The sequence below is a fragment of the Paenibacillus taihuensis genome (assembly GCF_003386535.1).
In the GTDB taxonomy this organism is placed as follows: Bacteria; Bacillota; Bacilli; order Paenibacillales; family Paenibacillaceae; genus Paenibacillus_Z; species Paenibacillus_Z taihuensis.
This window is the reverse complement of sequence record NZ_QTTN01000001.1, coordinates 19,209-43,645: the sequence shown is the minus strand read 5'-3', so window position 1 is coordinate 43,645 and position 24,437 is coordinate 19,209. Positions and strand designations below refer to the sequence as shown.

At 51.3% G+C, this 24,437-nt stretch carries 27 protein-coding genes; 3 read left to right on the top strand and 24 right to left on the bottom strand.

Features of this window, described 5'->3' with window-relative positions; genetic code table 11:
- Positions 1-65 precede the first annotated feature (65 nt).
- From der to A8990_RS00170, 15 genes are all read right to left on the bottom strand, one after another.
- The gene (gene der / locus A8990_RS00230; RefSeq protein ID WP_116187007.1) at positions 66-1,388 is read right to left on the bottom strand and encodes a ribosome biogenesis GTPase Der; all 1,323 of its coding nucleotides are present in this window, start codon (positions 1,386-1,388) and stop codon (positions 66-68) included.
- A 147-nt stretch (positions 1,389-1,535) separates the two neighbouring features.
- The gene (locus A8990_RS00225) at positions 1,536-1,718 is read right to left on the bottom strand and encodes a capping complex subunit for YIEGIA (protein WP_116187006.1); all 183 of its coding nucleotides are present in this window, start codon (positions 1,716-1,718) and stop codon (positions 1,536-1,538) included.
- Positions 1,711-2,664, bottom strand: coding sequence for a YIEGIA family protein (locus A8990_RS00220; RefSeq protein ID WP_116187005.1), 954 nt, complete (start codon positions 2,662-2,664; stop codon positions 1,711-1,713). Before A8990_RS00220 ends, A8990_RS00225 begins: the two co-directional genes overlap by 8 nt.
- A 3-nt stretch (positions 2,665-2,667) precedes the next feature.
- Entirely contained in the window at positions 2,668-3,294 is a 627-nt protein-coding gene (locus A8990_RS00215; RefSeq protein WP_116187004.1) for a YphA family membrane protein, read from the bottom strand.
- A gap of 144 nt (positions 3,295-3,438) precedes the next feature.
- Positions 3,439-4,683, bottom strand: coding sequence for a 30S ribosomal protein S1 (gene rpsA / locus A8990_RS00210; protein WP_116187003.1), 1,245 nt, complete (start codon positions 4,681-4,683; stop codon positions 3,439-3,441).
- A gap of 147 nt (positions 4,684-4,830) precedes the next feature.
- On the bottom strand, positions 4,831-5,409 hold the full coding sequence (locus A8990_RS00205; protein ID WP_116187002.1) for a lysophospholipid acyltransferase family protein: 579 nt from the start codon (positions 5,407-5,409) through the stop codon (positions 4,831-4,833).
- Between the two features lie 3 nt (positions 5,410-5,412).
- A complete protein-coding gene (gene cmk / locus A8990_RS00200) occupies positions 5,413-6,108 on the bottom strand; it encodes a (d)CMP kinase (protein ID WP_116187358.1) in 696 nt (231 codons plus the stop codon).
- 125 nt (positions 6,109-6,233) lie between these two features.
- Positions 6,234-6,410, bottom strand: coding sequence for a hypothetical protein (locus tag A8990_RS31335; protein WP_181909334.1), 177 nt, complete (start codon positions 6,408-6,410; stop codon positions 6,234-6,236).
- Positions 6,411-6,521: 111 nt separating this feature from the next.
- Positions 6,522-7,175, bottom strand: a complete 654-nt coding sequence (locus tag A8990_RS00195; protein ID WP_116187001.1) for a flagellar brake protein — start codon at positions 7,173-7,175, stop codon at positions 6,522-6,524.
- A 119-nt stretch (positions 7,176-7,294) separates the two neighbouring features.
- Positions 7,295-8,629, bottom strand: a complete 1,335-nt coding sequence (gene ypeB, locus A8990_RS00190) for a germination protein YpeB (RefSeq protein ID WP_116187000.1) — start codon at positions 8,627-8,629, stop codon at positions 7,295-7,297.
- 105 nt (positions 8,630-8,734) lie between these two features.
- Positions 8,735-8,893 carry a hypothetical protein gene (locus tag A8990_RS31330; protein ID WP_181909333.1) on the bottom strand — a complete coding sequence of 53 codons (159 nt, stop codon included), beginning with the start codon at positions 8,891-8,893 and terminating at the stop codon, positions 8,735-8,737.
- 45 nt (positions 8,894-8,938) lie between these two features.
- On the bottom strand, positions 8,939-9,637 hold the full coding sequence (gene prsW, locus A8990_RS00185) for a glutamic-type intramembrane protease PrsW (protein ID WP_116186999.1): 699 nt from the start codon (positions 9,635-9,637) through the stop codon (positions 8,939-8,941).
- 87 nt (positions 9,638-9,724) lie between these two features.
- On the bottom strand, positions 9,725-10,966 hold the full coding sequence (locus A8990_RS00180; protein WP_147306754.1) for a Glu/Leu/Phe/Val family dehydrogenase: 1,242 nt from the start codon (positions 10,964-10,966) through the stop codon (positions 9,725-9,727).
- 175 nt (positions 10,967-11,141) lie between these two features.
- The gene (locus tag A8990_RS00175) at positions 11,142-11,747 is read right to left on the bottom strand and encodes a genetic competence negative regulator (protein ID WP_116186997.1); all 606 of its coding nucleotides are present in this window, start codon (positions 11,745-11,747) and stop codon (positions 11,142-11,144) included.
- A gap of 272 nt (positions 11,748-12,019) precedes the next feature.
- Positions 12,020-12,370: a hypothetical protein gene (locus A8990_RS00170; RefSeq protein ID WP_147306746.1), complete on the bottom strand. Its 351-nt coding sequence runs from the start codon at positions 12,368-12,370 to the stop codon at positions 12,020-12,022.
- A gap of 177 nt (positions 12,371-12,547) precedes the next feature.
- Between A8990_RS00170 and A8990_RS00165 the strand changes: the two genes are divergently transcribed.
- Positions 12,548-13,618, top strand: a complete 1,071-nt coding sequence (locus tag A8990_RS00165; RefSeq protein ID WP_116186995.1) for a polysaccharide deacetylase family protein — start codon at positions 12,548-12,550, stop codon at positions 13,616-13,618.
- Here the strand turns inward: A8990_RS00165 and A8990_RS00160 are convergent.
- The 3 genes from A8990_RS00160 to A8990_RS00150 are packed head-to-tail and all read right to left on the bottom strand — an operon-like array spanning position 13,593 to position 15,292.
- Complete coding sequence (locus A8990_RS00160) at positions 13,593-14,441, bottom strand: metallophosphoesterase (protein ID WP_116186994.1); 849 nt, start codon at positions 14,439-14,441, stop codon at positions 13,593-13,595. The genes A8990_RS00165 and A8990_RS00160 overlap by 26 nt on opposite strands.
- Before the next feature lie 24 nt (positions 14,442-14,465).
- Positions 14,466-14,702, bottom strand: coding sequence for a hypothetical protein (locus A8990_RS00155; protein WP_116186993.1), 237 nt, complete (start codon positions 14,700-14,702; stop codon positions 14,466-14,468).
- A complete protein-coding gene (locus A8990_RS00150) occupies positions 14,699-15,292 on the bottom strand; it encodes a CPBP family intramembrane glutamic endopeptidase (protein WP_116186992.1) in 594 nt (197 codons plus the stop codon). Before A8990_RS00150 ends, A8990_RS00155 begins: the two co-directional genes overlap by 4 nt.
- Before the next feature lie 156 nt (positions 15,293-15,448).
- On the opposite strand from A8990_RS00150, the gene A8990_RS00145 reads away from it, so the two are divergent.
- Entirely contained in the window at positions 15,449-16,369 is a 921-nt protein-coding gene (locus tag A8990_RS00145) for a hypothetical protein (RefSeq protein WP_116186991.1), read from the top strand.
- Positions 16,370-16,373: 4 nt separating this feature from the next.
- Here A8990_RS00145 and A8990_RS00140 read toward each other — a convergent pair whose 3' ends face one another.
- Positions 16,374-16,700, bottom strand: coding sequence for a rhodanese-like domain-containing protein (locus tag A8990_RS00140; RefSeq protein ID WP_245995783.1), 327 nt, complete (start codon positions 16,698-16,700; stop codon positions 16,374-16,376).
- 270 nt (positions 16,701-16,970) lie between these two features.
- Between A8990_RS00140 and serA the strand changes: the two genes are divergently transcribed.
- The gene (gene serA / locus A8990_RS00135) at positions 16,971-18,563 is read left to right on the top strand and encodes a phosphoglycerate dehydrogenase (RefSeq protein WP_116186990.1); all 1,593 of its coding nucleotides are present in this window, start codon (positions 16,971-16,973) and stop codon (positions 18,561-18,563) included.
- Positions 18,564-18,748: 185 nt separating this feature from the next.
- On the opposite strand, the gene A8990_RS00130 is transcribed toward serA, so the two are convergent.
- Genes A8990_RS00130 through A8990_RS00110 form a run of 5 tightly spaced genes read right to left on the bottom strand, consistent with a single transcriptional unit; the run spans position 18,749 to position 24,397 of the window.
- Positions 18,749-20,158 (bottom strand): HAMP domain-containing sensor histidine kinase, encoded by a 1,410-nt coding sequence (locus A8990_RS00130; protein ID WP_116186989.1) that lies wholly within the window; start codon positions 20,156-20,158, stop codon positions 18,749-18,751.
- Positions 20,159-20,875 carry a response regulator transcription factor gene (locus A8990_RS00125; protein WP_116186988.1) on the bottom strand — a complete coding sequence of 239 codons (717 nt, stop codon included), beginning with the start codon at positions 20,873-20,875 and terminating at the stop codon, positions 20,159-20,161.
- Between the two features lie 48 nt (positions 20,876-20,923).
- Complete coding sequence (gene ccsA / locus A8990_RS00120) at positions 20,924-22,183, bottom strand: cytochrome c biogenesis protein CcsA (RefSeq protein WP_116186987.1); 1,260 nt, start codon at positions 22,181-22,183, stop codon at positions 20,924-20,926.
- On the bottom strand, positions 22,180-23,844 hold the full coding sequence (resB, locus tag A8990_RS00115) for a cytochrome c biogenesis protein ResB (protein WP_116186986.1): 1,665 nt from the start codon (positions 23,842-23,844) through the stop codon (positions 22,180-22,182). The genes ccsA and resB overlap by 4 nt, the downstream gene beginning before the upstream one ends.
- Positions 23,845-23,866: 22 nt before the next feature.
- Positions 23,867-24,397, bottom strand: coding sequence for a redoxin domain-containing protein (locus A8990_RS00110; protein WP_116186985.1), 531 nt, complete (start codon positions 24,395-24,397; stop codon positions 23,867-23,869).
- Between the last annotated feature and the right edge of the window lie 40 nt (positions 24,398-24,437).

Genomic DNA, 24,437 nt, shown 5'->3' with positions numbered 1-24,437 from the left:
CCTCTCTCTTTATAAATGCAGCAATCTGGTGCCCCGGGACGGGACACCAGACTGGCCGCTGCAAATTAATCTTCGTCTGATTTCTTTCTCGTAAAGATGCGGACAGGCGTGCCTTCGAACTGGAAGGCTGCGCGAATCTTGTTCTCGAGGTAACGCTCGTACGAGAAATGCATCATATCCGGATCATTCGCGAACAGCACGAACGTAGGCGGCTTCACCGCCACCTGCGTCGCGTAATTGATACGCAGACGTCTGCCTTTGTCCGATGGAGGCGGATTGATTGCAATCGCATCCGATACGACATCGTTCAAAACATGCGTCGGAATACGCAATGCGTGCTGCTCCGATACGTGCTGAACGACTGGCAGCAGCTTATGCAAGCGCTGCTTCGTCTTCGCCGACAGGAACACGACAGGCGCATACGTCATGAACAAGAAGTGATCGCGGATCGTCTTCTCGAAGTTTTGCATCGTCTTATCATCCTTCTCGACGACGTCCCACTTGTTCACGACGAAGATCGCTGCTTTGCCTGCTTCATGCGCGTAGCCGGCAATATGCTTGTCCTGGTCGATGATGCCTTCCTCGCCGTTAATCAGCACGAGCACGACATCCGCGCGTTCGATCGCCTTCAAAGCACGCATAACGCTGTACTTCTCCGTCGTCTCGTACACTTTGCCGCGCTTACGCATACCAGCAGTATCGATGAGCACGTACTTCTGGCCATCGCGTTCGAACGGTGTATCAATCGCATCGCGCGTTGTGCCAGCCACGTTGCTGACGATAACCCGCTCTTCGCCGAGCAGCGCGTTGACGAGCGACGATTTGCCGACATTCGGGCGCCCGATCAGAGCAACGCGGATGACATCATCATCGTAATCGTCTTCCACTTCTTCCGGCAGCTTCTCAACGGCTGCATCGAGCAGATCGCCGATGCCTGTGCCGTGAGAGCCCGAGATCCCGATCGGATCACCGAAGCCGAGGTTATAGAATTCATAAATATCGTCGCGGCGGTTCAGGTTGTCCACTTTGTTGACCGCAACAACGATCGGCTTGCGCGAACGAAGCAGCATCTGTGCCACTTCATCGTCAGCGTGCGTCAGTCCAGCCTTGGCATCGACCATGAAAATAATGACGTCCGCTTCCTCGACGGCAAGCTCCGCTTGCATCCGAACGGATTTCATAATTTCATCTTCGCCGTCGATTTCGATACCGCCGGTATCGACAATGCTGAACGCGCGGCCGTTCCACTCGCCCGAGCCGTACAGCCGGTCGCGGGTAACGCCAGGCTTATCTTCAACGATCGCTAGCCGATCGCCGATTACACGATTAAATATCGTAGACTTCCCCACGTTTGGCCGCCCTACAATGGCAATAATGGGTTTAGACATTCGTTTCACTCCTCAAATTCTCTTGCCGACTATGATGATAGAACCTTGTGTGTGCGCAGCAACCAATTTGGATTAGTAAAGATTGGGTACCTCTCATACTCACGCCTACCATCATAGCAAAAAACAACGGGAATGGCTAACATTTCATTAATGCTGATGACTAACCAGGATCAGGCAGCCGTTCTTCAGATCATGCACGGTCGCGTCTAAAATTTTTTCCAGAAGGAATGCCGTCTGTTCCCGCTTCTCATTGTCAGGCTCGATAATGATTGGTGCGCCGCCCGCCACCTTCTCGTGCTCTGTCGTAATGATCGCCACAATTTTAGCCATGCTGCCGCTCCCCTTCCCGCTTATTTACGCTTGCCTCTGTCGGCATTCGTACCGCAGATTCCAGAATAGGCGCTCTCTCGACGACGGCTATCGCTTTCCCAGGATCCTTCTCATGCGGCAGCAGGAAGATCGCCAAACGTCCGTCCTTTATATCGAGCTTCGCCATCGGAATTAGCGCTGGCTCTCCATCATCCCGATAAACGCCAAGAATCGTACAAAGATCGAACAGAATCGCCTGTCGTTGGCCGAGATTGCTGAGCGTCGCCTTGCCATTGGGATTGTACGGCTTCAAAATAATGCCGAGTCCGCGTTCGGCAATAATTTGCTGATTCTCTTTGAGCCCCACGTTCATGATATAGATATCGCCAACGAGCAGATCCGGCCCATTGATCACGACCGGTGCAATCTCCGCTTTCGCGATGTGCGAGATGGATTTCCCCGACTTCAAACGGTTAACAAGCAGCAGCGAGAGCAGTCCCATCACAATGCCAAAAGGCAGCCCGAGCGCCAATGAAGCTAGGCTCGTCAGCAGCGCCGACAAGATGACGAGATAGTTCCGTCCTTCGAATACCATCGCGATTCCTTCAATATACGTAGACCCCCGCGACACCAGCTCCATGCTGTCGATCTTCGTTAAAGTCTCCCGCTCCATATTACGGACATCTCGGAACTGCTGCGCTGCAAGCGTCAGGAACGTAATCGCCGTAAAGTCCTTCTTGTACATAGCCGGAACCGCAACTGCTCCTAGCGCCGCTGCGATTACACCGAGAGCAATATGAATGATACGGCCATGCGGGTATGTGGGGTATTGCCGATAGTCTGTACGCAGCATAAGAAGCCGCGCAATTACGCCAAAAGCAACCCCGAGCAAGATACCAAACAGCACGTTGTGCGGATGCCCGGCTTTCAGATCGGACCAAATATGATTGAGATTGAGATCAAACATTAGCTACGCACTCCCTCCCCGTTCACCGCGGCTCTCCATCATGCGGAGCGTCTTCTCCTTAAGCCAGTGCTTCACATTACCGGTCAATCTAGCCGCGCACAGCGCAATGACAAGACCGTCCCACCAAGTTGCTGTACCGATAAGAATCGGCTTCGATACCGCAAGCGGACTCAGCAGCTGATCGCCAACCGAGAAGACAGCAGCCATTACAGCCAGAATGAACTGCGTCTTAAACCGATCCGCGAGCAGTCCGGCGAACAAGCCCGCAAGCAGCGGTCCGTCCCAGTTCGGAGACACGACGATAAACACAGGATCAATGCTGTAGATGTACCGCATCCACATCCACATGAAGCCCGTGAGCAATGCAGAGAACAGCACGAAGAGCATCGCACCGATGTTCCGCATCGCAATTAAGAGTGCAACTGCGAGAGTGACAGCAATCGTCGCACTGCCTGTTATCAGAGCAGAGTCGCCAATCGGCAGCTGAACATAGTGCAGCAATAGCGCGAATAGAACAAAGTACACAATAACCCTGTGCGGAACCCCATCCGCTACATGCTCCTTCCAGCCGGTCATATACAGGATAGCCGCCATCGACAGAAGCCAGAACGCTATAAATCCATCATTCACGATTGGTTTCACCTCATTGCCCTATTATGCGCCGCAAATGGTGAAGCTAATCCAGAGCAGGGGAAATCGACCATGACCAAGACCATGAGAGCAAAATAAAAAAGAGCCGCCCTGAGGACAGCTCTTTCAAGAAACTCATACTAATTATTTCAATTTGCTCAGCTTGTCGCCGAAACGCTCAGCAAGCGTGAAGCTCATGCTCTCGTTGCTCAAGGAAACGTTCGGGTTGTTCAGCTCGACTTTCGGCCCGCGAGGTGCGCGCTCACCGCGTTCACTGCGCTCTCTCTCCGGACGTGGAGCTTGCTCAGGCGCTTCCTCAGTTTCTTTGATGCTGAGGGATACACGCTTCTCAGCAGGGTTGAAATCAAGGATTTTCGCTTTCACTTCTTGACCTTCTTTAACAACTTCGTTCGGAGTTGCTACGTGACGGTGCGCAAGCTGCGAAATGTGAACCAAGCCTTCAACGCCTGGCGCGATCTCAACGAATACGCCGAAACTCACGATACGGCGAACCGTACCTGTTACGATATCGCCAATATTGAATTGACCGCTGGATTGCTCCCAAGGACCTGGTTGAGCCGCTTTGATGCTCAGGCTGATTTTGCCGTTAGCCGGATCAACCTTAAGTACTTTAACGCGAACGGATTGGCCTTCTGTTACAACATCCTTCGGATGTGCAACGTGCTGCCAGGACAGCTCGGATACGTGTACAAGGCCGTCAATGCCGCCGATATCAACGAATGCGCCGAACGGAGTCAAACGTTGTACTGTACCATCAAGCTCTTGGCCAACTTGCAGGCCGCCGATGATGTTTTGTTTATTTTGTTCGAATTCTGCATCAAGCACTTCTTTAGCAGAAAGGATTACTTTGTTGTTTTCTCTGTCGATCTCTTTCACTTTCACGCGAAGCGTACGACCTTTGTAATCGCTGAAATCTTCTACGAAATGACGCTCCACCATGGAAGCTGGAATGAATCCGCGTACGCCAACGTCGGCAACAAGGCCGCCTTTAACTACGTCAGCGACAGAAATTTCGAAAACTTCGCCGGAATCGAAGCGTGCTTGCAGCGTATCCCAAGCGCTCTCGCTATCGATTGCTTTCTTGGAAAGAACGAGCTTTTCTTTACCGTCGTCGATGCTGACGACTTTCAGTTGTACCTCTTGACCAACTTGAACAGCATCTGCTGCGTTGTCAAGCTGTACGGAGGAAAGCTCACGGAGGGGAATAACGCCGTCATATTTATATCCAAGGCTAACGAACACTTGGTTATCTTCGATTTTGACGATCGTACCATTCACTGTGTCCCCTTTTTTCAAGGACACGAAATTGTCCATCGCTTCTTGGCTTTCCGCTGCTGCGGACTCTTGAACTTTTGTTTCTTCTGACATTTGAAATTACCTCCTCAATTCATACCCCAACTTTATTTAAACGTGCAGCCGCAGATTGAAACACCTCTCGCAGGCACACCGTCTAAAACGCCAGCAAAAACAGGTTCGCCGTTCAACTTCAATCACGGACGAATCGTTTTATGCCAATTACCCTTCTTTCACCATCGCGCGGATTCGCGCCATAATGGTGTCGGTTACTTTCTCAAGTACATCAGATGAAGAATCTTGTATAAAGGCCGTCATATCAATAGGCTTGCCATACTTGATGCGCATCTTGCGGAACAAACGATAGCGGCCGAGTATCGCTACAGGGATAACGACTGCACCGCTGCGCAGCGCGATCATCGCTGCACCCTTCTTGCCTGCGCTGTTGTCACCTGAGCTTCTCGTTCCTTCGGGGAAAATCCCCATCACGTTGCCTTCCTTCAGCAAGTTAATTGCTGTTCGGATGGCATCCTTGCTGACCCCGCCCCGTTTTACCGGAAATGCGCCAAGTGTTCGAATGAACTTGCCGAATAACGGAACATCGAAGAGCTCCGCTTTGGCCATGTAATGGACTTTGCGGTTCACCTTCGTGCCGACTGTCGGCGGATCAAGCAGACTGATATGATTGGAACAAAGAACGACTGGCCCATCGGCCGGTATGTTCTCCAATCCCGTCGCTTCAAATCTGAAACAGACGGCGTAAATGATTCGCAGCAAGCCTCGGCAGATGTTGTATATCATAGTTTACTTCGCCTCCACCGTTTTGGTTCGGCATAAGTCCAGAATAACTGCGACGACTTGGTCGATCGACAGCTCTGTACTATCCACAACTACAGCATCCTGCGCTCGCGTAAGCGGAGAAATCTCTCTGCTCTCATCGCTCCGGTCACGCTCGGCAATCTCCTTCTCCAGCTGCTCGATCGGTACTGCTTCGATGCCGCTTAACTCTTGGAAACGGCGAAGCGCTCTAACTTGAACGCTGGCGATCAGAAACACTTTTACTTCGGCGTTCGGCAATACAGTCGTTCCGATATCTCGGCCGTCCATGACGATGCCTTTCATCGCAGCAAGCTGCCGCTGCATCTCGACGAGTTTGACGCGAACCGCTTCGTGCGAAGCAATCTCGGATACCTGTAAGGTCACTTCGCGAGATCTGATTCCCGTCGTAATATCCTCGCCATTCAAGCGGACAAGCTGTCCGTCTGGACCTGGTTCGAGTGCAATCTCAATTGTCTTCATGAGCTCGGCCAACCTTGCTGCGCCGCTAGCCGGAATGCCTGCCCGGTTCGCTGCAAAAGCGACTGCCCGGTACATCGCGCCTGTATCTATGTAGACGTATCCTAATTGCTGCGCGACTTTGCGGGCGACGGTGCTCTTCCCTGCGCCTGCAGGCCCGTCGATCGCCACATTAATGCGGCTGCTCATGTTTCCCCCATCCATGCCCAACTTTTGTTGCCTCCTTGACTGCTACCTTGCGCTAATCGCCATTAAAAAAGCAGGCTCTGCCTGCGATAGTGAAAATTATACCACAGCGCAAACCCAAGTGCAAAGAACGAGAGCGCTTGCTAGAAGGGAGTTCCTTCCAGCTTATCGACGCCCGTTACCCATAATCGGACCGCTGGAATTTGCAGTGCGAGCTGGCTTAGAAGGATTGCGGCAAGCAGCACAATAATAATCATTTTAAGTATTCTCGTCACTTGATCCGTGACGGTTTCGTAATGCTTCTGTGAACGGTCGAACATGGATGGACAAGCCCCCTGCTTCTGCAGCACATCTTCTCGAGATTAAGGCTAGCTTTTCCACAGGTGGCAATCCTTATGCACTCTGGTGGTGCACATTATATGTATTCGGTCTTATCGTTTGCGGAAGTCAAGCTGGCGCTCAAAGCAATAACGAATGATACGCTGTCTCTCACTGTCATTGATCTGCGAGAACTTCGCCATCACCTGATTCCTGCCGCTCTCAAGCGGCTTTACGCGAACAACCTCCGCTTTGAATTGCGAATGGTCAATCGAACCGTTCCGGTAAGGAACAAGCAGCCAGCAATCAAGCTCGGTCCCTTGCTTGATTGGCCATTTGCCATCGATCAAGAACGATATTCCGCCGCCGCCAACATCGTCAGTCATGCCGAGAATGCGGATTTGGTTCGCCATCTTGATGGCGATTTCCAGATCAGCTGCTACGCGCAAGAAATTGCGGCGCTGTACCTTCGTTATAGAATCCGGCTCCGGCTTCCGAATGCGAACAAGCCTGACGCCATCTTCCTTAAAGCCTAATACGTGGCTATTAAAATAGTTCTTTACGCCTTCCTCCGTAACGAAGTAGGCGGAGATTTCATCCCCAAGGAATAATCGTTTTAAACGTCCTGTTTTCTCTAAGATAGGAACTTCTATATGCAGCTCTTCACCGTCAATATCGGCAATTCTGGACTTATATTCAACGGCTGCTTCCTCTTCATCGGAAGAAGCGACATGCAAAAATAGAAATTGGTTTATTTTCGGCAGCATCCAGGCTTCCCCCCCTCCTGGTTCGATTATAGCATAGGCTGTCGAATATTTGGGGAGGGGCCCGAAAATAAACAAAGGACGCGCATCCGCATGGGACGAGCGTCCTAGTTCATTGTTCATTACGCTGGCATTTGCTCGATCGATTCCTCGACGCCGGACTCTGCATTGACGTAGATTTTGTACAATCCGCCGTTAATGCTGCCTATAAACTCATAACAAAGCACTTCTTCGCCCATGTCGTTCTTAATCAGGGACATTTGCTCCTTCTTCACTTTGAAGTCCGGATTGAGCGCAGCACGAGCATCTGCGCTCATCAGCTTCGGCTTCGGCAAATTGCGTTTATGATGCTCATAGACGTAGTCCGCAGCCTGCAGGCTGACAGGTTCGCCGTTGTCGAGCGCAATTTTGACCGTCAGTTTCTCTGGATAGATGAGCACACCGTTCTGGTTCGTGATATAGGTGAACACAGCTGTGGAATCGTCTTTGTTATACGTGATGGCTTTCATACCCGGATAGCCGTGTCGCGCCAGGAAATCCGCAGCCTTCTGCTTCGCAGTATCCACGGAAAGGATCGCTTTTCCAACGGTGCGCGGATTTTGGTACCAGATCAGCTGCGCGCCGCGCTTGGTGTAATCCAGCTCAATCGGATTGTCAGCACCGTTCTCTTGGTATGTAGCGGAATAAGACTCGTATTCCGTCCCTTTCCCGTTCTCAACAACGCGAATGCCCTTCGTATCGTTAAGCTTCAGAAACTTGGCGGCAAGCCGCTTAATATCGTCCGGTGTGCTTTTCTTGCCGGCAAGCATTTTAACTGTACGTTTCTCGTACATGCTGGCAACCGAAGGACCCCAGTTGATTTCCGGATATTCGCTCACTTTCTTATCCACGGTTTTGAAGCCGTCGATGATCGTATTATCAAGTGTCGATTTCTCCGTAGCGAGCGCTGCTTCAACGTCCATCCAGCGTAAATTGTTCGCGATAACTTTATCCTGTACGCCGTAAAGCGATTTGGAAATGTCATCCGAATCTTGGTATAACGACTTCAATGTCTTAAACTCCGCCGGACTAAGTGGCTTCTTGCTCAAATCCCGAACCGACGTTTTATACGAGAAGTTGGCGATCTTGGACAAGAACTCCTCTGTCTGGCTGAATGGCAGCAGCGTCAGCGGCAGCTGGTTGATCTCATTCTGCGCCTCGCTCGTCAGCCGCCACACATTCACAAGCCCTTTCCGATGGAAAGCTTGCGAGGTGCTGTTAACCGCCAGCGTATTGCCGAGCTCCCGATGCAGCTGATCCATATGATACGACAGATCATGAAAGGCCCGCTGGTACTGATTCTCAGCCTTAATAAGAATGGAGTTTTTCTCCTGGTGCTCTTGATAGCCCCAATAGATCGAGCCGATGAAGAACAGCGTCATCACCGGAAAAAGTATAGCGCTCAATCGACGATACATATGGCAAAAGCTCCTTTCGTATGCAAAACCTGGTGTTAGTTTGGTTCGCCGAAAGGAGCTTTATGCATTTTTGTATAACATATCCTGTTTGCCGATTCCAGCCTGCTACAGCGCAATCTCTTCCACGTCAAAATCATGGATATTGTTGCACAAGCACTGCTTGAAGCCGGTGTCGATCTTGTCTTTCTCTCTGCGGCCGCGAAGTACAAACTTCTCCCCGCACATATTGCACCGAATCGCCACTTTTACACGAGCCGAAATCATGGATTCCTCCTAAGGCACTTTTTTTCCTTATTATGGACGGAAATCCTAAAGCTTAATCTCTTCCTCGTGCCCAAGCACCCGAAACGGCGAGCCAGCATTAGCTAATTTCATCTTGCGTACGCCTTTGATCCATAGATAAACCATGAGCGGAACGATGAACCATACCCAATAAGTCGTGCCGGAACCCATAATCCAGTCATAGATGCCGTGCTCCAAGAGCGGAACAACGGCCGCAAGCGCTAGAAATTGCATGACCTTCAGCTTATCGGTCGCAAACCTCGCTTTGCCCAGATAGAAGCCCATCGTTACGCCGAATAGAGCATGCCCCGATACCGGAAGCAGCGCACGTATGGTCAGCGAGCCAACCGTAGCTGGCTGGAACACCGCGTAGAGCACATTCTCTACAGTCGCGAAGCCAAGCGAGATCGCTACGGCATAGACGATACCGTCGTAAGGCTCATCGAATTCGGTATGATTAAAGATGATATGGTACAGCACGAACCACTTGATCACTTCTTCGACACCTGCCGAAATCCCGAACGAGAACAGAATCGGACTATCGCCCAGCCACAGCACGAGTCCTCGCTGCAACACCATAATCGGCAGAACGATGAGCACGCCGAGCAGAAACACCCGCACCACCATATGAATCGGCTCGGCATCATACCGGTCCTTCAAGTAAAAATACGTAAGCAGCGAGATGCCCGGAGCAACCGCGGCTGTTAAGATTGAAAAAAGCAGCATAGATAGAGTCACCTTCCGACGTTAAAACTTTCCTGCGCGATTTGCATCCTGCCCATGAAGAGCAAAGCAGCGCGGCGTCGGTAAGACTTATACCCAGCCGCGCAGCCGGACGGCCTCCGCCATTTTGCGCACGCCTACCATGTAGGCGGCAAGCCGCATATCCACTTTCTTGAGCTTATGCAGCTCATATACACTATTAAAGCCCCGGATCATCATGTCGCGCAGCTTGGCATCCACTTCAGCCTCAGACCAATAGTAGCCTTGATTGTTTTGTACCCATTCAAAGTACGATACTATAACACCGCCAGCACTTGCAAGCACATCCGGCACGAGCAGAATGCCCCGTTCCGTCACCGTACGTGTCGCTTCCAGCGTCGTTGGGCCATTCGCAGCCTCGACTATGATTTTAGCACGAATTCGGTCTGCGTTGTCTGCCGTTATTTGGTTCTCGATCGCAGCCGGCACGAGCACGTCGCAATCCAGCGTCAGCAGCTCATCATTGGAGATCGTATTCTTGAACAGGTTCGTGACGGTCCCGAATGAATCTCGGCGGTCCATCAAGTCTTCGATATCGAGTCCTTGCTCATTATACAACGCGCCGTTCACATCGGAAATACCTATAACCTTGGCACCGGCATCATGCATGAATTTCGCCAGGTAACTGCCGGCGTTGCCGAAGCCTTGAATGACTATCCGCGAGCCAGGGAGCGGAATGCTCTTCTTCGCCATCGCTTCGTCGATCATGATCGCGACGCCTCTTGCTGTTGCGCTCTCGCGCCCCAAAGAACCGCCAAGCACGAGCGGCTTGCCGGTAATGAACCCAGGCGAATCAAACTCGCGGATCCGGCTGTACTCATCCATCATCCACGCCATAATTTGCGAGTTCGTCATGACGTCCGGCGCTGGAATGTCCTTCGTCGGCCCTACGATTTGGCTGATCGCCCGAACATAGCCGCGGCTGAGCCGCTCAAGCTCCCGGAATGACATTTTGCGCGGATCACAGATAATGCCGCCTTTGCCGCCGCCGTATGGCAGATCGGCAATGCCGCACTTGATGCTCATCCAGATCGACAGCGCTTTTACTTCTATCTCATCGACATCCGGGTGAAACCGGACACCGCCTTTAGTCGGTCCCACTGAATCATTATGCTGCGCCCGGTAGCCAACGAATACGCGCGTCTTGCCATCGTCCATCCGCACAGGAATCCGGACTGTCATCATGCGCATCGGCTCTTTCAACAATGCAATCATATCATCGCCATATCCAAGCTTGCGAAGCGCCTCTTCGATGACCGTTTGCGTCGAGGTTAATACATTACTGTTCTCCATTCCATTCACAGGAATGTTCACCACCTTTTCCTTTGTAATATGAGCGGTAAAAGGTCAGGCTATGCGGTGATTCAGGCGGACTTCTAGGGACGATAAAAGAAGGCATAACAAACAAAAGCATCAGACCTACGGAGAAACCGCATTTCTGATGCTTTCATAAGCATGGCCTTATTTGTTAGAAATGAGTGCAAATTTCGAGAACGGCTTTGGCAGGCACGATCACTTTACCGTATTCGTCAAGAACCGCGGTCGTGATCGACGTTGCCTCCCCGTACTCGGCTAGCAGAGCGATAATGGCATGATAGCGCGGCAGCTCAATTCCAACCGGCTCAAAGGCAAGCATATATTTACCGTTGTAGGCGTATAGACGTCCATCTTCGATCAGCTCTGCAGCCTTCAGCTGCTTGCAGACGGAGATGACATCCTCGATGTCTCGAAACGCGTAAAGAACGATGTCGCTTTGCTCAAGCGTCACTTCCATCTCGTATACGTCTTCATCGTTCTCATCTTCCTGGATGTGATCCTCGTTCTTACCGTTCACTTTGCCACGTGTCACGATGACGACCATTCCTTGAGCAGGCAGTGCGAACACTTCAACAGCGAGTGGGCCGCTGGCATCGAAACCGAGCTCACTATAGGCTTGATCCATCATTTCACTGAATAGCTCGTGTACCTTCGGAATTTCGCGCCACATGTCTTCCTTCTGGATCCCCCGCTCCAGCAAGTCGTCGAACGTCAGGAATATTCGTATTTTGTCTTGATTGAGCCGTTCGATTTTCATGATAGGATCCTCCTTTTCGAAAAGCATCTGCTTCGTTCTCGGAGCAAAAACTGTCTTCGAAAGCACATTGAACGCGAACGCGTATCTGTTATACACAGCGTATGAAGCAGCAGCTGTTTGGTGATAAAATTGTGCTATGTAACTATGTTAGCATGTCTGTGGGTGGAATGCTACTTGAGGACACAAAAAAAGAATCGCTGCCTCGTCAATTGTTTATACGCAATTGAGGGGCAAAACGATTCTCTTTCATCAGCAAAAAATGCAATTATTTTTTAATGAGGCTTCGCATCCGCTTTAATTTCATCGACCTGAGCTTTGACGCTCGGATCAGCGTTCAGCAGCATTTCAATCTGGCCCCATGCATTACCAGAACCGCCGCCTGCGGAGGCGCCTGTAGACTTTGGGGCAGCATGTGACACTTCATGCATGCTCTCGCTCGCGTGCGCGAGCTTGCGGCTCATCATTGCTCCCATCGCCTTGCGCGTCATTCCACGCGACATGCCGCTAATCGCTGAACCTGCAGCGCTGCTCGCCCATGCAAACATCCCTGGACGCTTCCTCGCCACATAAGCCGCTGCGACCATACCAGCAAGACCTCCAATAAGAAAACCGGTTAATCTCACTCGTCTAACCTCCTTATGCTGTGCTGCTTTAAGGCTCGCGTATATCTTGCCCCTGCCGAAAGGGTTCATGCCATCACAAATAAAGGAAGTAGTAAAGTTCGCCGCAAAATCGAAATATGATACAATGAGGGCATTGTTTGAAAGCGAATGCAGACATGGCAACAGGGGGTTACATACATGCCGAAACGACGTGCATACCAGATTAGCTTGATTACGCTGACCGTGCTGCTCGCCTTGACTGGCTGCGGTTCCACGGGCAATAACAACGACACGAAGACAGCCGTTAATGATCAGACGACTACAACGAACGCGAATACGACTGCAGACGCGAGTACAAATGCAGGCACTGGGACGAATTCAGAAGCGGACACAGGGACGAGCACAGGAACAAATACAGAAACGAACACAGGCACAGGAAATACTAGTACGAATCAAGGCACTTCGACAAATGAAGGAAGCAACTCAGGGACTTCGAATAATGGTGAGGCAACAACTCCGGCGAATTCGAACCAAGCCGATACTCCGCCAGCAACAGAGGCACCGAAGAAGCTGTACAAGATGAATAAGGTATACAGCTTCGTCCCGATCGATAATGCAACAACAAGCAACAAAGTCGTGCTGCTCACTTTCGATGATGGTCCCAAGGCGGATAAGACGGTCACTGCGTTGCTTGACACTTTAGATAAGCATAAAGCGAAGGCGATCTTCTTCGTAAACGGCTACCGGGTGAAAGCACATCCGGAATTGCTCAAAAAAATAGCCGATCGCGGGCAGACGATCGGCAACCATTCCTGGGATCATATTGACTTGAAGAAAGAATCCGAAGCTTCTGTGAAGAAGCAAGTCGGCGATGTGCAGCAAATTGTGAAGAACGTCACCGGTAAGGAGCCTGTCTTCTTCCGCCCGCCGTTCGGAAACGGCAATGACTTCGTCAAGAGCGTCGTCCGTGGTCATGGCATGTTATATATGACTTGGTCAGATGGCTCGCTTGACTGGGATGCCAGCACGAAGGATAAGCCGGACAAAGTGATTGCGAACGTACTCGACCAGCTTCATCCAGGCGTTAACATTCTCATGCATGAGCTGCCTTGGACTACGGAAGCACTCGATAAGCTGCTTACGAAGCTGGAAGAGAAGGGCTATGGCTTCATCGATCCGGATACGATCGACCTCGGACTTGATGCGCCTACTACAGCTGCCGCGACCGCTACCGACCAGACTTCTACTGACCAGACCGCCGCAAAGTAATGCGGTGCAGCTCAGGCGGTGTCATAAACCGGATCGGCAATCCAGACGTGCCGAATCCGCAGCTTACGAACAACCGGGTCAACCTTGGCCCGGTTGTTTGTTTTCTTGCGAATTGAAACCAGCCTCGCAACCACGGCGAGTCTGTTTCCCTCCGCAGGACAGGGCCCATGAACGGCAGCGCGATTTGCCCGCCATGCGTATGCCCCGCCAAGATCAAATCGATCGCCGCATCGTCCGGCAGCCTCGTTGCCAAGATCGGTGCATGCGCCAGCACAATCGTGCACAGCTCGTTGCCATCCTCCGGCTCGCTTAACGCAAGCGACAGCCGATCTCGCTTCGTACGCGGATCATCAACGCCTGTGAGCCGAATTCGGCTGCCATCTCGCTGCTCAAGCACGACCGATTCGTTCACGAGCAGCCTGACGCGCTCCTCAGCTAGCATCACTTCCAACTCTCTCATATCATCATCGTAGTCATGATTACCATACACGAGATAAACCGGTGCAATGCGCGTCAACTTTTGAATATTGCTGCGAATGCGCGCCATCGGCACATTCCGCTCTCTGAGATCGCCGCCAATAAGCACCAAATCTGCTCCGCCGGCAGCGATACATTTCTCTATCAGGTGCTCAGGGATTACACGGCGATGAATATCCGATATAAATACGAAATTCGTTCCATCGAACGAAGCAGGCAGCCGCTCTAGCTGAGCGGTCTGCTCGTCCAATCGATATTGATAGGACAGGAAGACGAATAAGACGACTATTAGCAGGAGTACGATTACAGCTGCAGCTGCGAGCATGATCAACACAATCGTCAGCACACCTTCCTTTTAAATAGAGAATAATTAGGAGTATTGCCTGCCCCACATGAGCAGTCCGACCATTAACAATAGAAACAAGAATATCAATATACGGAAGAACCACTTCGTCATCTGCTGCTTATTCGACGGATGAATATCTCTGCGCGAAGGAAGCTTCTCATTCTCTGAATCCGCTTGGAAAGACTTCCTTCCTTTCTTTTCCTTGGTTCTTGCTGTTTCCGGAACAGCATTTCTTCTGCCAAATTTCTCTACTCTGCTCATTCTTCCCTCCGAAAACGTATAACTAGACCCATTATCAAATCAATCAAGAAATGTGCTGTTATAGGTGCCCATAAGGTACCGGTCTTGATATAGATCCAACCGAGCGCATAGCTGATTCCGAATACGAGTCCTGTTGGAATCCAGTGTCGAAGATAACGGACATGAATCGTCGCGAAAATAATACTCGTCCAATAAGGGCCGATATGATACTGCACCGCCCCCCGAAACAGCGTCTCCTCGCATATGGCTACAATCAGCGACAACAGCACGATGTGCCATATCGGACGATTGCCAAATATGCGCTCGTTCACGCCGCCATCATCGTTCGCTTCATCAGGTATGAACCTCGCCGCAAGCAAGTCGGCCGCGATGGCCGCAGCAGCTAAACCAACGCCCCAGTACAGGTAGTCCAGACTATTCGCCGCCGAGAATAAAAAGAATGGGTTGCGGTGCTGAAATAATAACCATACAAAACCGATAACTAAAGTAATTGCCTGTGTGGCGTATAAATTGATAAGCAGCATTCGATCATCCAGTTGGTCGACGCTTATTGTTTTCAGCTTTATATTTCGAATGTCGAATTTTTTCATGTTCAGCTCCTGGCAGAATAGGTTGATATTTCATTTTCAAATCTTTTATCCTATACTAGTTTAGGATATCGGCACATGCCGAAAAAATGATAATTCAAGAAGTCTATCAACCTCATTATACATACATATCTAATACTAGGACAAAGGGGATTCATAATGGAGAAACGACTTACACGTACTGAAATGCTCTTTAGCCTCGGGTTCCTATTCATGCTCATTGTCGCGGTCGGCGCCTTCTTCTACGGCGTACAGGTTGGATCAGACAAGACTGAAGCGAAATTCGTTGAGAACACGAAGAGCTTGTCCGGCAAAACCACCAAAATCGGCAGCTATCAGCAGCAAGACCTCGTATCCTTCTATCATACTGTATTTTTACCATATCGTGAATTTCAAACCGAATGGTTCGACACGATTCATAAGCTGTCTACATCGCAGATCAGCGATGTCAGCTCTGCTCTAAAGGAGCTCGCAAGCATTGCCAGCCAGAAATACGCGGAGGCTGAGCAAGCAGCCGTTCCGAACAGCTCACCGCTACTTCAATCCGCGCAGCTTGATTTCTTGAAGAGCCTCAAGCTGTTCAGCGAGAACGCCAAACGTGCGGCCGGCTCCTCCAAAGATATGGAAGCAGGAGCACTTATTAAATCATTGCAGAAAGATGCGTATTATGTAGATGGCGTCAAATTTGCACTAAGCGGCCAACAAGCGTACTACACCTCGATGCAGAAGTGGGGCGCCTCGGTAAACCCGAACATCCCAAGCACTTACAGCTCCAACGCTTCACTCAGCATCAAGTCGTGGAACGCTCTGCCATTGACGATTAAGAACAAATTAATGGCCGACGAACTGACCACGCGTAAGCTGCTTGCGCCGTTCTATCCGCAAGATCTCACTGCACGCGTCGATCAATTCATCGGCTCGGGCCAAGCTGCTAATATGAATAAGGGAACGGTCACGTCGGTCGTTGACCTGCTGATCCGTACAGATGCAGTTCGTCAGGGCGACTTTGCCGATAGCAAAGCTGAGCTGTACACCAAGCAGTTGCTTCCACAGCTGCCGTTCTTCTTCCCAGAGAAATAATAACCTAGTCGTATTGAAAGCCTTCCAGAGAGGATACTGCAGCCATACCGCCAACTACATTGGTGAGGTTGCCGTATCCTCTTTCGCTTAAGTATCGGCAAACCGCAGCGCTTCGTACGCCATGTGCACATACAATATAGACAGGCTTCTCCTTAGTAATGCTCTCGAAGCTCTCTTCGAACGATGACAACGGCATCAGCGTACTACGATCCAAATGATAATAATTCCACTCTTCCTGCTCCCGCACATCAATAATCTGATCAACCGACAGCTCTCCAGTTTTCACCAGCTGCAGGAATGTTTCTGGTCTCATATTGTTCCATTGCTCCACGGTAACCCCTCCTTTGCATGGCAAGATCATAACGAAATTTTCACAATTGAGCAAGTTTTAGTCATTGCTTTTATAGTTCCTCTTGCTATAAAATAGTAACAATTATGCAACAGGGGCTTCACCATTAATCCGGTACAACAAAAGCTTGACGTGTGATCGTGTGAATTGACCCTCACCTAAGCTGCTGCGCTGTGCAATGGCTTTTAGGAAGAGGGTCTTTCACTTCCACTATACATCCATCATACAAACGCTTTAGGAGGCAAATCCAACATGTTTAAAGTATTGGTATCAGATCCAATCAGCGATTTAGGCATTCAGAAGCTTATGGATGCAGATGATGTCATTGTTGACAAGAAACCTGGATTAAATGAAGATGAGCTCGTAGCAATTATCGGTCAATACGATGCATTGCTCGTACGCAGCCAGACACGAGTAACTGCTCGTATTATGGAAGCCGGCAAAGCGCTCAAAGTCATCGGTCGTGCAGGCGTAGGCGTTGACAACATCGATTTGGAAGCAGCAACACAACGCGGAATTATCGTTATCAACGCTCCTGACGGCAACACGATCACCACTTGTGAGCACACATTCGCAATGATGATGTCGGTAGCCCGCCACATCCCGCAAGCTTATCACAAAACAGTAGGCGGCGAGTGGGACCGCAAATCGTTCGTAGGCGTAGAGCTTCGCGGCAAAACGCTCGGCGTTCTCGGTATGGGCCGGATCGGCAGCGAGGTAGCTAAACGTGCGAAAGCGTTCGGGATGGAAATTATGGGCTATGACCCATTCTTGACCGAAGAGCGTGCTGAGAAGATGGGCATTCGCCTCTCCAGCGTAGATGATATCGTTCGTAATGCAGACTTTATGACGGTTCATACGCCGCTCACACCGGAAACTCGTCACATGATCTCCCGCCCTCAATTCGAAGTGATGAAGAAAGGCATGCGCATCGTGAACTGCGCACGCGGCGGCATCATTGATGAGCATGCACTCGTTGAAGCCGTGGATCAAGGCATCGTTGCAGGCGCAGCGTTCGACGTATTTGAAATTGAACCGCCGGCAGCAGATCACCCGTTCCTGAAACATCCGAAGATCATCGTCACTCCGCATCTTGGCGCATCCACTGTTGAAGCGCAAGAGAACGTTGCGATTGACGTATCCGAGCAAGTACTTAACATTCTGCGCGAGCAGCCGTTCATGAATGCCGTGAACATGCCGCCTATCCCGGCGGACGTTCTGAACAAGCTGCAGCCTTACTTCGGTCTTGGCGAGAAGCTCGGAAGCTTCGTCTCCCAATTGATTGAAGGCGCAGTCGAAGAAATTACGGTCAGCTATGCAGGCGATCTTGCTGAAGTTGACACACAGCCGCTGACTCGTTATGTTGTGCGCGGCGTGCTTTCCCACCACCTTGGCAAAGACCAGGTCAATGTCGTGAACTCGATGCATCTTGCGAAAGAGCGCCACGTCAATGTCGTTGTTCAAAAGTCGCATGTAGCGCGTGACTTCACGAACTCCCTGACGGTTGTGCTGAAATCCAAGACTGCAACTCGCCAAGTAACGGGCACGATGCTGACAGGCTATGGCCCGCGTATCGTTCAAATCGACCGCTTCCCAGTCGATGTTGCGCCAGAAGGCAACCTGATTCTGATCTCGCATAACGATAAGCCGGGTATCATCGGTAACGTTGGTACACTGCTTGGCAACAACAACGTCAACATTGCAACGATGCAAGTAGGACGTGAGCTTGTCGGCGGCGCCGCAATCATGGTGCTGACAGTCGACAAAGGCGCTTCGAAGGAAGTTATTGCCGAACTGGTTAAGCTGCCAGATCTGAACAAAGCGAAAGAAATTAACCTTTTGTAAAAATAAGCAGCGCCGCCCTTCTTCGGATGGGCGGCGCTTTTTAATTGGCGTGAACGGGCGACTACCCATGAAAATGTTTCACGACCAACAAGATTTAACTACTTCCTTCAACAAGAACCGACTTTTTGAACAAATTAAAAAGCCGCCCACAATGGGGCGGCTTACTCGCTCACTATACTGCTAATCTACTGAACTGGCAGTCGAATCGTAAACGTCGTGCCGGATCCGAGCACACTCTCCGCCTTGATCGTACCTCTGTGCGACTCGATGATGTTCCTCACGATCGCGAGCCCAAGTCCTGTACCGCCTGCGCCGCGCGTACGCGCTTTGTCTGCTTTGTAGAACCTTTCGAAGATAAACGGCAAGTCCTCATTCGGAATGCCTTCCCCTTGGTCCTTCACCTTCAGCTCGACAAACGGCTTACTGTCCACCGTGACCTGCTTGGTACTCATCTCGATTTCAGCGTTCTTCGGCGTATGCCGGATCGCATTGTCGAGCAAATTCGTAAGCACTTGTTCCAGCCGGTCTTCATCCGCCTGAGCGATGACGAGAGGGGCGTCCGGCAGCTCAAGCTTCAGCTGAATCTCCTGCTCTTTGGCAAGCACCTGGAACTTACGGTGGACACGCCGCAGAAGCACCGACAGGTCGGTCGATACCAGCTTCATCTCGATATGGCCGGCTTCCATCCTGGCAAGATCGAGCAAGTCCTTCACGAGCCGTCCCATACGAAGCGACTCTTCGTAGATGACCTGCGCGAGCTCCTTGCGCTCTTCCGGCGAAGCTGCGATATCATCAATGAGCGCCTCGCTGTAGCCTTGCAGCATCGAGAGCGGCGTCCGAATCTCGTGCGAGACGTTCGCCACGAAGTCGCGGCGCAGCTTCTCCAGTTTCGATTCTTCTGTTACGTTCCGCATAACAGCAACAGCCCCGCGGACGGTATCATTCGACTTGAGCGGCGCCATTACAACCGACCACACGCCGCTCTGCACATGGACCTTGTCCGTTAAGTCCCGGCCTTCCCGCAGCACTTTGCGGAATAGCTCGAAGAGCGGCCCAGGCACCTGTGTCTGCGGACGGTAGTCTTCCGTCCACTCCAGCTCGCTCCACGTCTCGATGAGCTCTTGTCCGTGCGGGTTCGCCAGAATGATCTGGCCTTCCGCGTCGAACGTGACGACGGCGTCCGCCATGCTGCGGTGTACGCTCGCCAGATGCTCCTTCTCGTGATTCAAATCACGGATGAGCGTATCAAGCTCCGAAGCCATGTGGTTGAACGTGTTCGCGAGTTCACCGATCTCATCGGTCGAACGAATCGGAACTCTTGTCCGGTATTCGCCCTGAGCGATCAAGTCTGCCGCTTTCTTCATTTGCAAGAGCGGCTGCGTAATCTTCGTCGATAGGAAGAACGCGAAGAACGTAGATAACAGAAATCCGATAATCGACGTATACACGAACAGCATCTTCACATCATGCGAGTTCTTCTTGAACGCCAGATCGATATATTGCAGCAGGAACATCCCCAGAATGAGCAGCACGACTGCGACAAGCGCAATAATCGTAATCCATAGCTTGCCGACAACACTACGCCAAATCTTCACTTACTTCGGCACCTCAAGCTTATAGCCTACGCCCCAAACCGTCGTAATCATCATCGCCGCTTCCGGAGAAACCTTGTTCAGCTTCTCACGCAGACGCTTCACATGCGTATCGACAGTACGAAGATCACCGAAGAATTCATAGTTCCAGACGTCTTTCAACAGTTCTTCACGCGAGAACACCTTGTCCGGCGAAATCGCAAGATAATGAAGCAATTCATATTCTTTCGGCGTCAGGCTTACTTCCTGGCCGCCTGCCATTACCCGATGTGCATCATGCTCAATAATGAGATGCGGGAATACGATGTTGTTGCTCGTGATCGCTTCCTTCGTCAGGAACGCCGTTGCCGAGGAGCGGCGCAGGATTGCTTTTACCCGATAGATCACTTCGCGCGGGCTGAACGGCTTCACGACATAATCGTCGGCGCCGACCTCAAAGCCTTGAACACGGTTCATCTCCTCGCCCTTCGCCGTCAGCATAATGACCGGCGTAGCTTTGATCTGGCGGAGTCTGGAGCACACTTCAATGCCGTCCATGCCTGGCAGCATCACATCGAGCAGAATCAGGTCAAAGTCATTCGCAGTCGCAAGGCGCAGCGCAGACTCGCCGTCTTCCGCTTCTTCAATGATATACCCTTCCTTCTCCAGATACATCTTGAGCAATCTGCGGATACGCTCTTCATCATCAACAACGAGAATACGGTGAAGTTCTTCTGACATGTCCCTCTAGTCTCCTCTCAAGTCTTAACTTCTTAGCGTGCAGTACCTTTATACACCTGCGTAGGAGTGCAAGCCGACAAGGACAAGGTTAACCCCGATCAGCGTGAACATCACGACCACGAAGCCGATAACCGCAAGCCAAGCCGACTTGGCGCCGTGCCAGCCGCGGGACAGACGGAAGTGCAAATATGCTGTGTAATAGAGCCAGGTAATGAGCGCCCATACTTCTTTCGGGTCCCAGCCCCAGAAGCGCGACCAGGCAATGTAAGCCCAGATCATCGCAAAAATAAGGGCGCCCAGCATAAAGACCGGATAACCGATTGCAATTGCACGGTAGCTAATTTCGTCGATATCGTCTGCATCGATATCGCCAAGCAATGGGTGAATCGCTGCGCCAACCCGTTTACGAAGTGCGAGACGGATCAAAGCATAAAGAATCGAACCGTTAATGATCGACCACGTGATGGTGTTCAGCTTACGAGCTGCGTTGACGCCCTTCATCCAGTGCGGCGTTTCGAACAGCGGCTCTTTCATGCCAAGGAATGTGTCCATCGCAACCACTTGGCTGTTGTAAGGCTTGAAGATCGGCGGAAGCGAATATTCCACAGTCTCCGTCGTGGAATTCTCGATCCCCTTCTCATCAATCGTTACGTTCTCTTGCGTGAACGATGCTTCGTAACCCGCACCGCGGAAAGCAAACACGGAGCTGATGAACGCGATGATAATAATGATGACGTACAGCGTAAATTCAACCCAGCGCTGCTCGCGTTTCGCTTTCTCGCTCGTTTGTTTGAAGTCAACCGTGCGCAGCAAGTACATCAGACCCGCTGCGAAACCGACTGCGAAGAATGCTTCGCCCGTAGCGGCTGTCGTTACGTGCACTTTCAGCCAGATCGACTGCAGCGCCGGAATAAGCGGCTGCACTTCCTGCGGGAACACCGCGGCGAACGCCACGATGATGACGACGAGCGGCAAGGTGAACAAGCCGAGCAGCGGCTTGCGGTAAATCGCATTGACGATGATGAAGGCGAACATGATCGCCATCGCCAGGAAGGTCATAAATTCGTACATATTACTTGTCGGGATATGGCCGCCGCCCGCCCAACGCGTGAAGAAGAACGTCAAATGCGCAGCGAAGCCGAGCAGCGAGACGAAGTAAGCGATGCGTCCCCAGCGGCGCACATGCTCCTCCGGGCTGCGGTCACTCCATTTGCGCCCGAGTGCTGTAATGCCGTAAAACATAAAGCCAAAGCAGTATAGAAAGAATGCGACGATAAACGCGTCGCTGCTGAAATCAAGCAAACTCACGATTTGTTCCTCCCGTTATCGAGCAACTTCGGCTCTACGACGACGCCTATACCGCGCAGCGCGGAAGCGACCTCGGCACGCATGCCGTAATTATTCTTGTTCGTATGTGCGCCCAGCGTCACTTCTCCATCATCGATACGAAGCCAAATTCTGCGATGCTGCCAGTAAGAGCCCATGATCAGACCAATCATTGAGATTGCTGCGCCGAACCAGATGTATGGCATTGCGCGGTCTGTTCGGATATTCAGCGATGTCTCGACTGGAGCAAACTCTACGCCCGTCATCGACGGCACTTTGATCTCAAAGCGCTTGGCAAGCTCGCCGTTAATCATATCTTGGCTGAAGCGGACTTTATCGTTCTGCTTCGGAAAGTACATATAAGGCTCGCCATCTGCAGCCAGATCCGGCCCTTTGATGACGAATACGAACGCTGGCGCATTCGGCTCGCGAGACTTCGTCGTCGGCTTGCCTTCTGCATCAAGCGCAAAGTCCATATACGTTTGCTTCAATTCAAGCGTGTAAGGCCCGAGGTTGTAAGTCAGCTGCGGGTCCTTCATGACCAGATTGAACGGACCATAAGTTTTTCCTGTTTTATGATCGATCAGCACCGGATTCACTGCTTTAAGCTTCGGCGTGTCATCGAATCCGAACTGATAAGCTTTCAAACCTTTGTAAGACAGAGGGTCATTCACGACGATATTATGCCGGTTCACTTCGGTCAGCTGAGGCTGCTTCGACGGATCGTCGCAGTCGGCCGAACATGTGTAGAGCACCGCTCTCGTCTCATAAAGCTTCGCACGAGACGTACCTTTGAGCTCCTTGGGCAGCTCTGCATCGGTATAATAGTCGATCGTAAACTTCTCGTTCTTAATATAGTACTTCGTGTCGGGAATTTGGACCGTGGAGCCTTCCGCAACCGTCACGTAGTTATCCATCGCCCAGCCTGGCAGCGACCGAAGCAGTACAGCGAGCAGGAACACGATGAGGCCAATATGGTTAATATACGGCCCCCAGCGGCTGAATCGGTATTTCTCCGCAAGCAGCGCGCTGCCGTCTTGGTGAACCCGGTAATGCTTGCGCTTCAGCTGCGCGCCAATGCTGCTTGTCCACGCTTCTTCCGCACCTTCAATCGGTCCCGTGTATACCGTCTTCTGACGGGTCAGGAACTGGCTGTGTTTACGGATCTGCTGCTTGTTCAGCGCTCGGTATAGCGGAAGCACCCGGTCAAGACTGCAGATAACAAGCGAGGTGCCGATCATGACAAGCAGAAGGATAAACCACCACGACTCGTATGTATTCGAGAAGCCCAGCTTGTAATACCACTTGCCGATCCAGCCGTATCTTTCCTCATAGTAGGTGGAAGGATCGAATGAAATAAAGGCATTTTCCTGCGTGAAAATCGTACCGATCATCGCAGCCAGCAATGTAATTATGATGAGCCGGATCGCGACCTTTACCGACGAGAAGAAGTTCCACACGCGGTCAATCACATTCGGATTGCTCTTCTGCGAGCGGCGGGCAATGCCGTCATAACGCATTTCAAGCGGCGCATCGTTCTCCTGTTCACCGATCTCGAGCGGATAGCCGCAGCTTTCGCACAGGACGGTGCCAACTGGATTCTGATGGCCGCACTCGCATTTCGTATTTTCAAACGCTAACAAGTTCAAGCTACCTCCTTCATGGCTAGGACTTCAGCAGCTTCGTGATACGCTCGTCCATGTCCTTTTCTGCCATTGCACCGACGAAAACATCCATTATCGTTCCGTCCGGCTTCACAAAGAAGGTTGTGGGATACGACCTTAAACCGTATTTACGCTGTACATCATTTGCTTCGTTGCGCAGAATGGTGTAATTGATGTCGTATTGCTTCACGAAATTGTTCACAGCCATGCTGTCTTCACCTAAATTAATGCCGACGATCTCGAGCGGTTCTCCGTTATGCTTCTTGTACTGAGCGACCAAGTCCGGCGTTTCCGTTACACAGCCTGGACAATATGTACCCCAGAAATTGATGACAAGCGCCTTCCCCTTATAATCGGACAGCCGGTGTGTCTTCCCGTCTGTTCCGAGGAGCGCGAACTCCGGTGGCTTCGAGCCCTTGCGAGGGAGCTGTCCATCCTTCGCGGCAAAGATCGAATGGCCGATCGCATAACCGCCGAGCAGCAGGACGCCGAGGAAAATGACCAACTGAATCATTCTGCGGTTTTTCTTCATAAGATTTCGTCATTCACCGCCTGTTCTTGTGCTGCAAAAT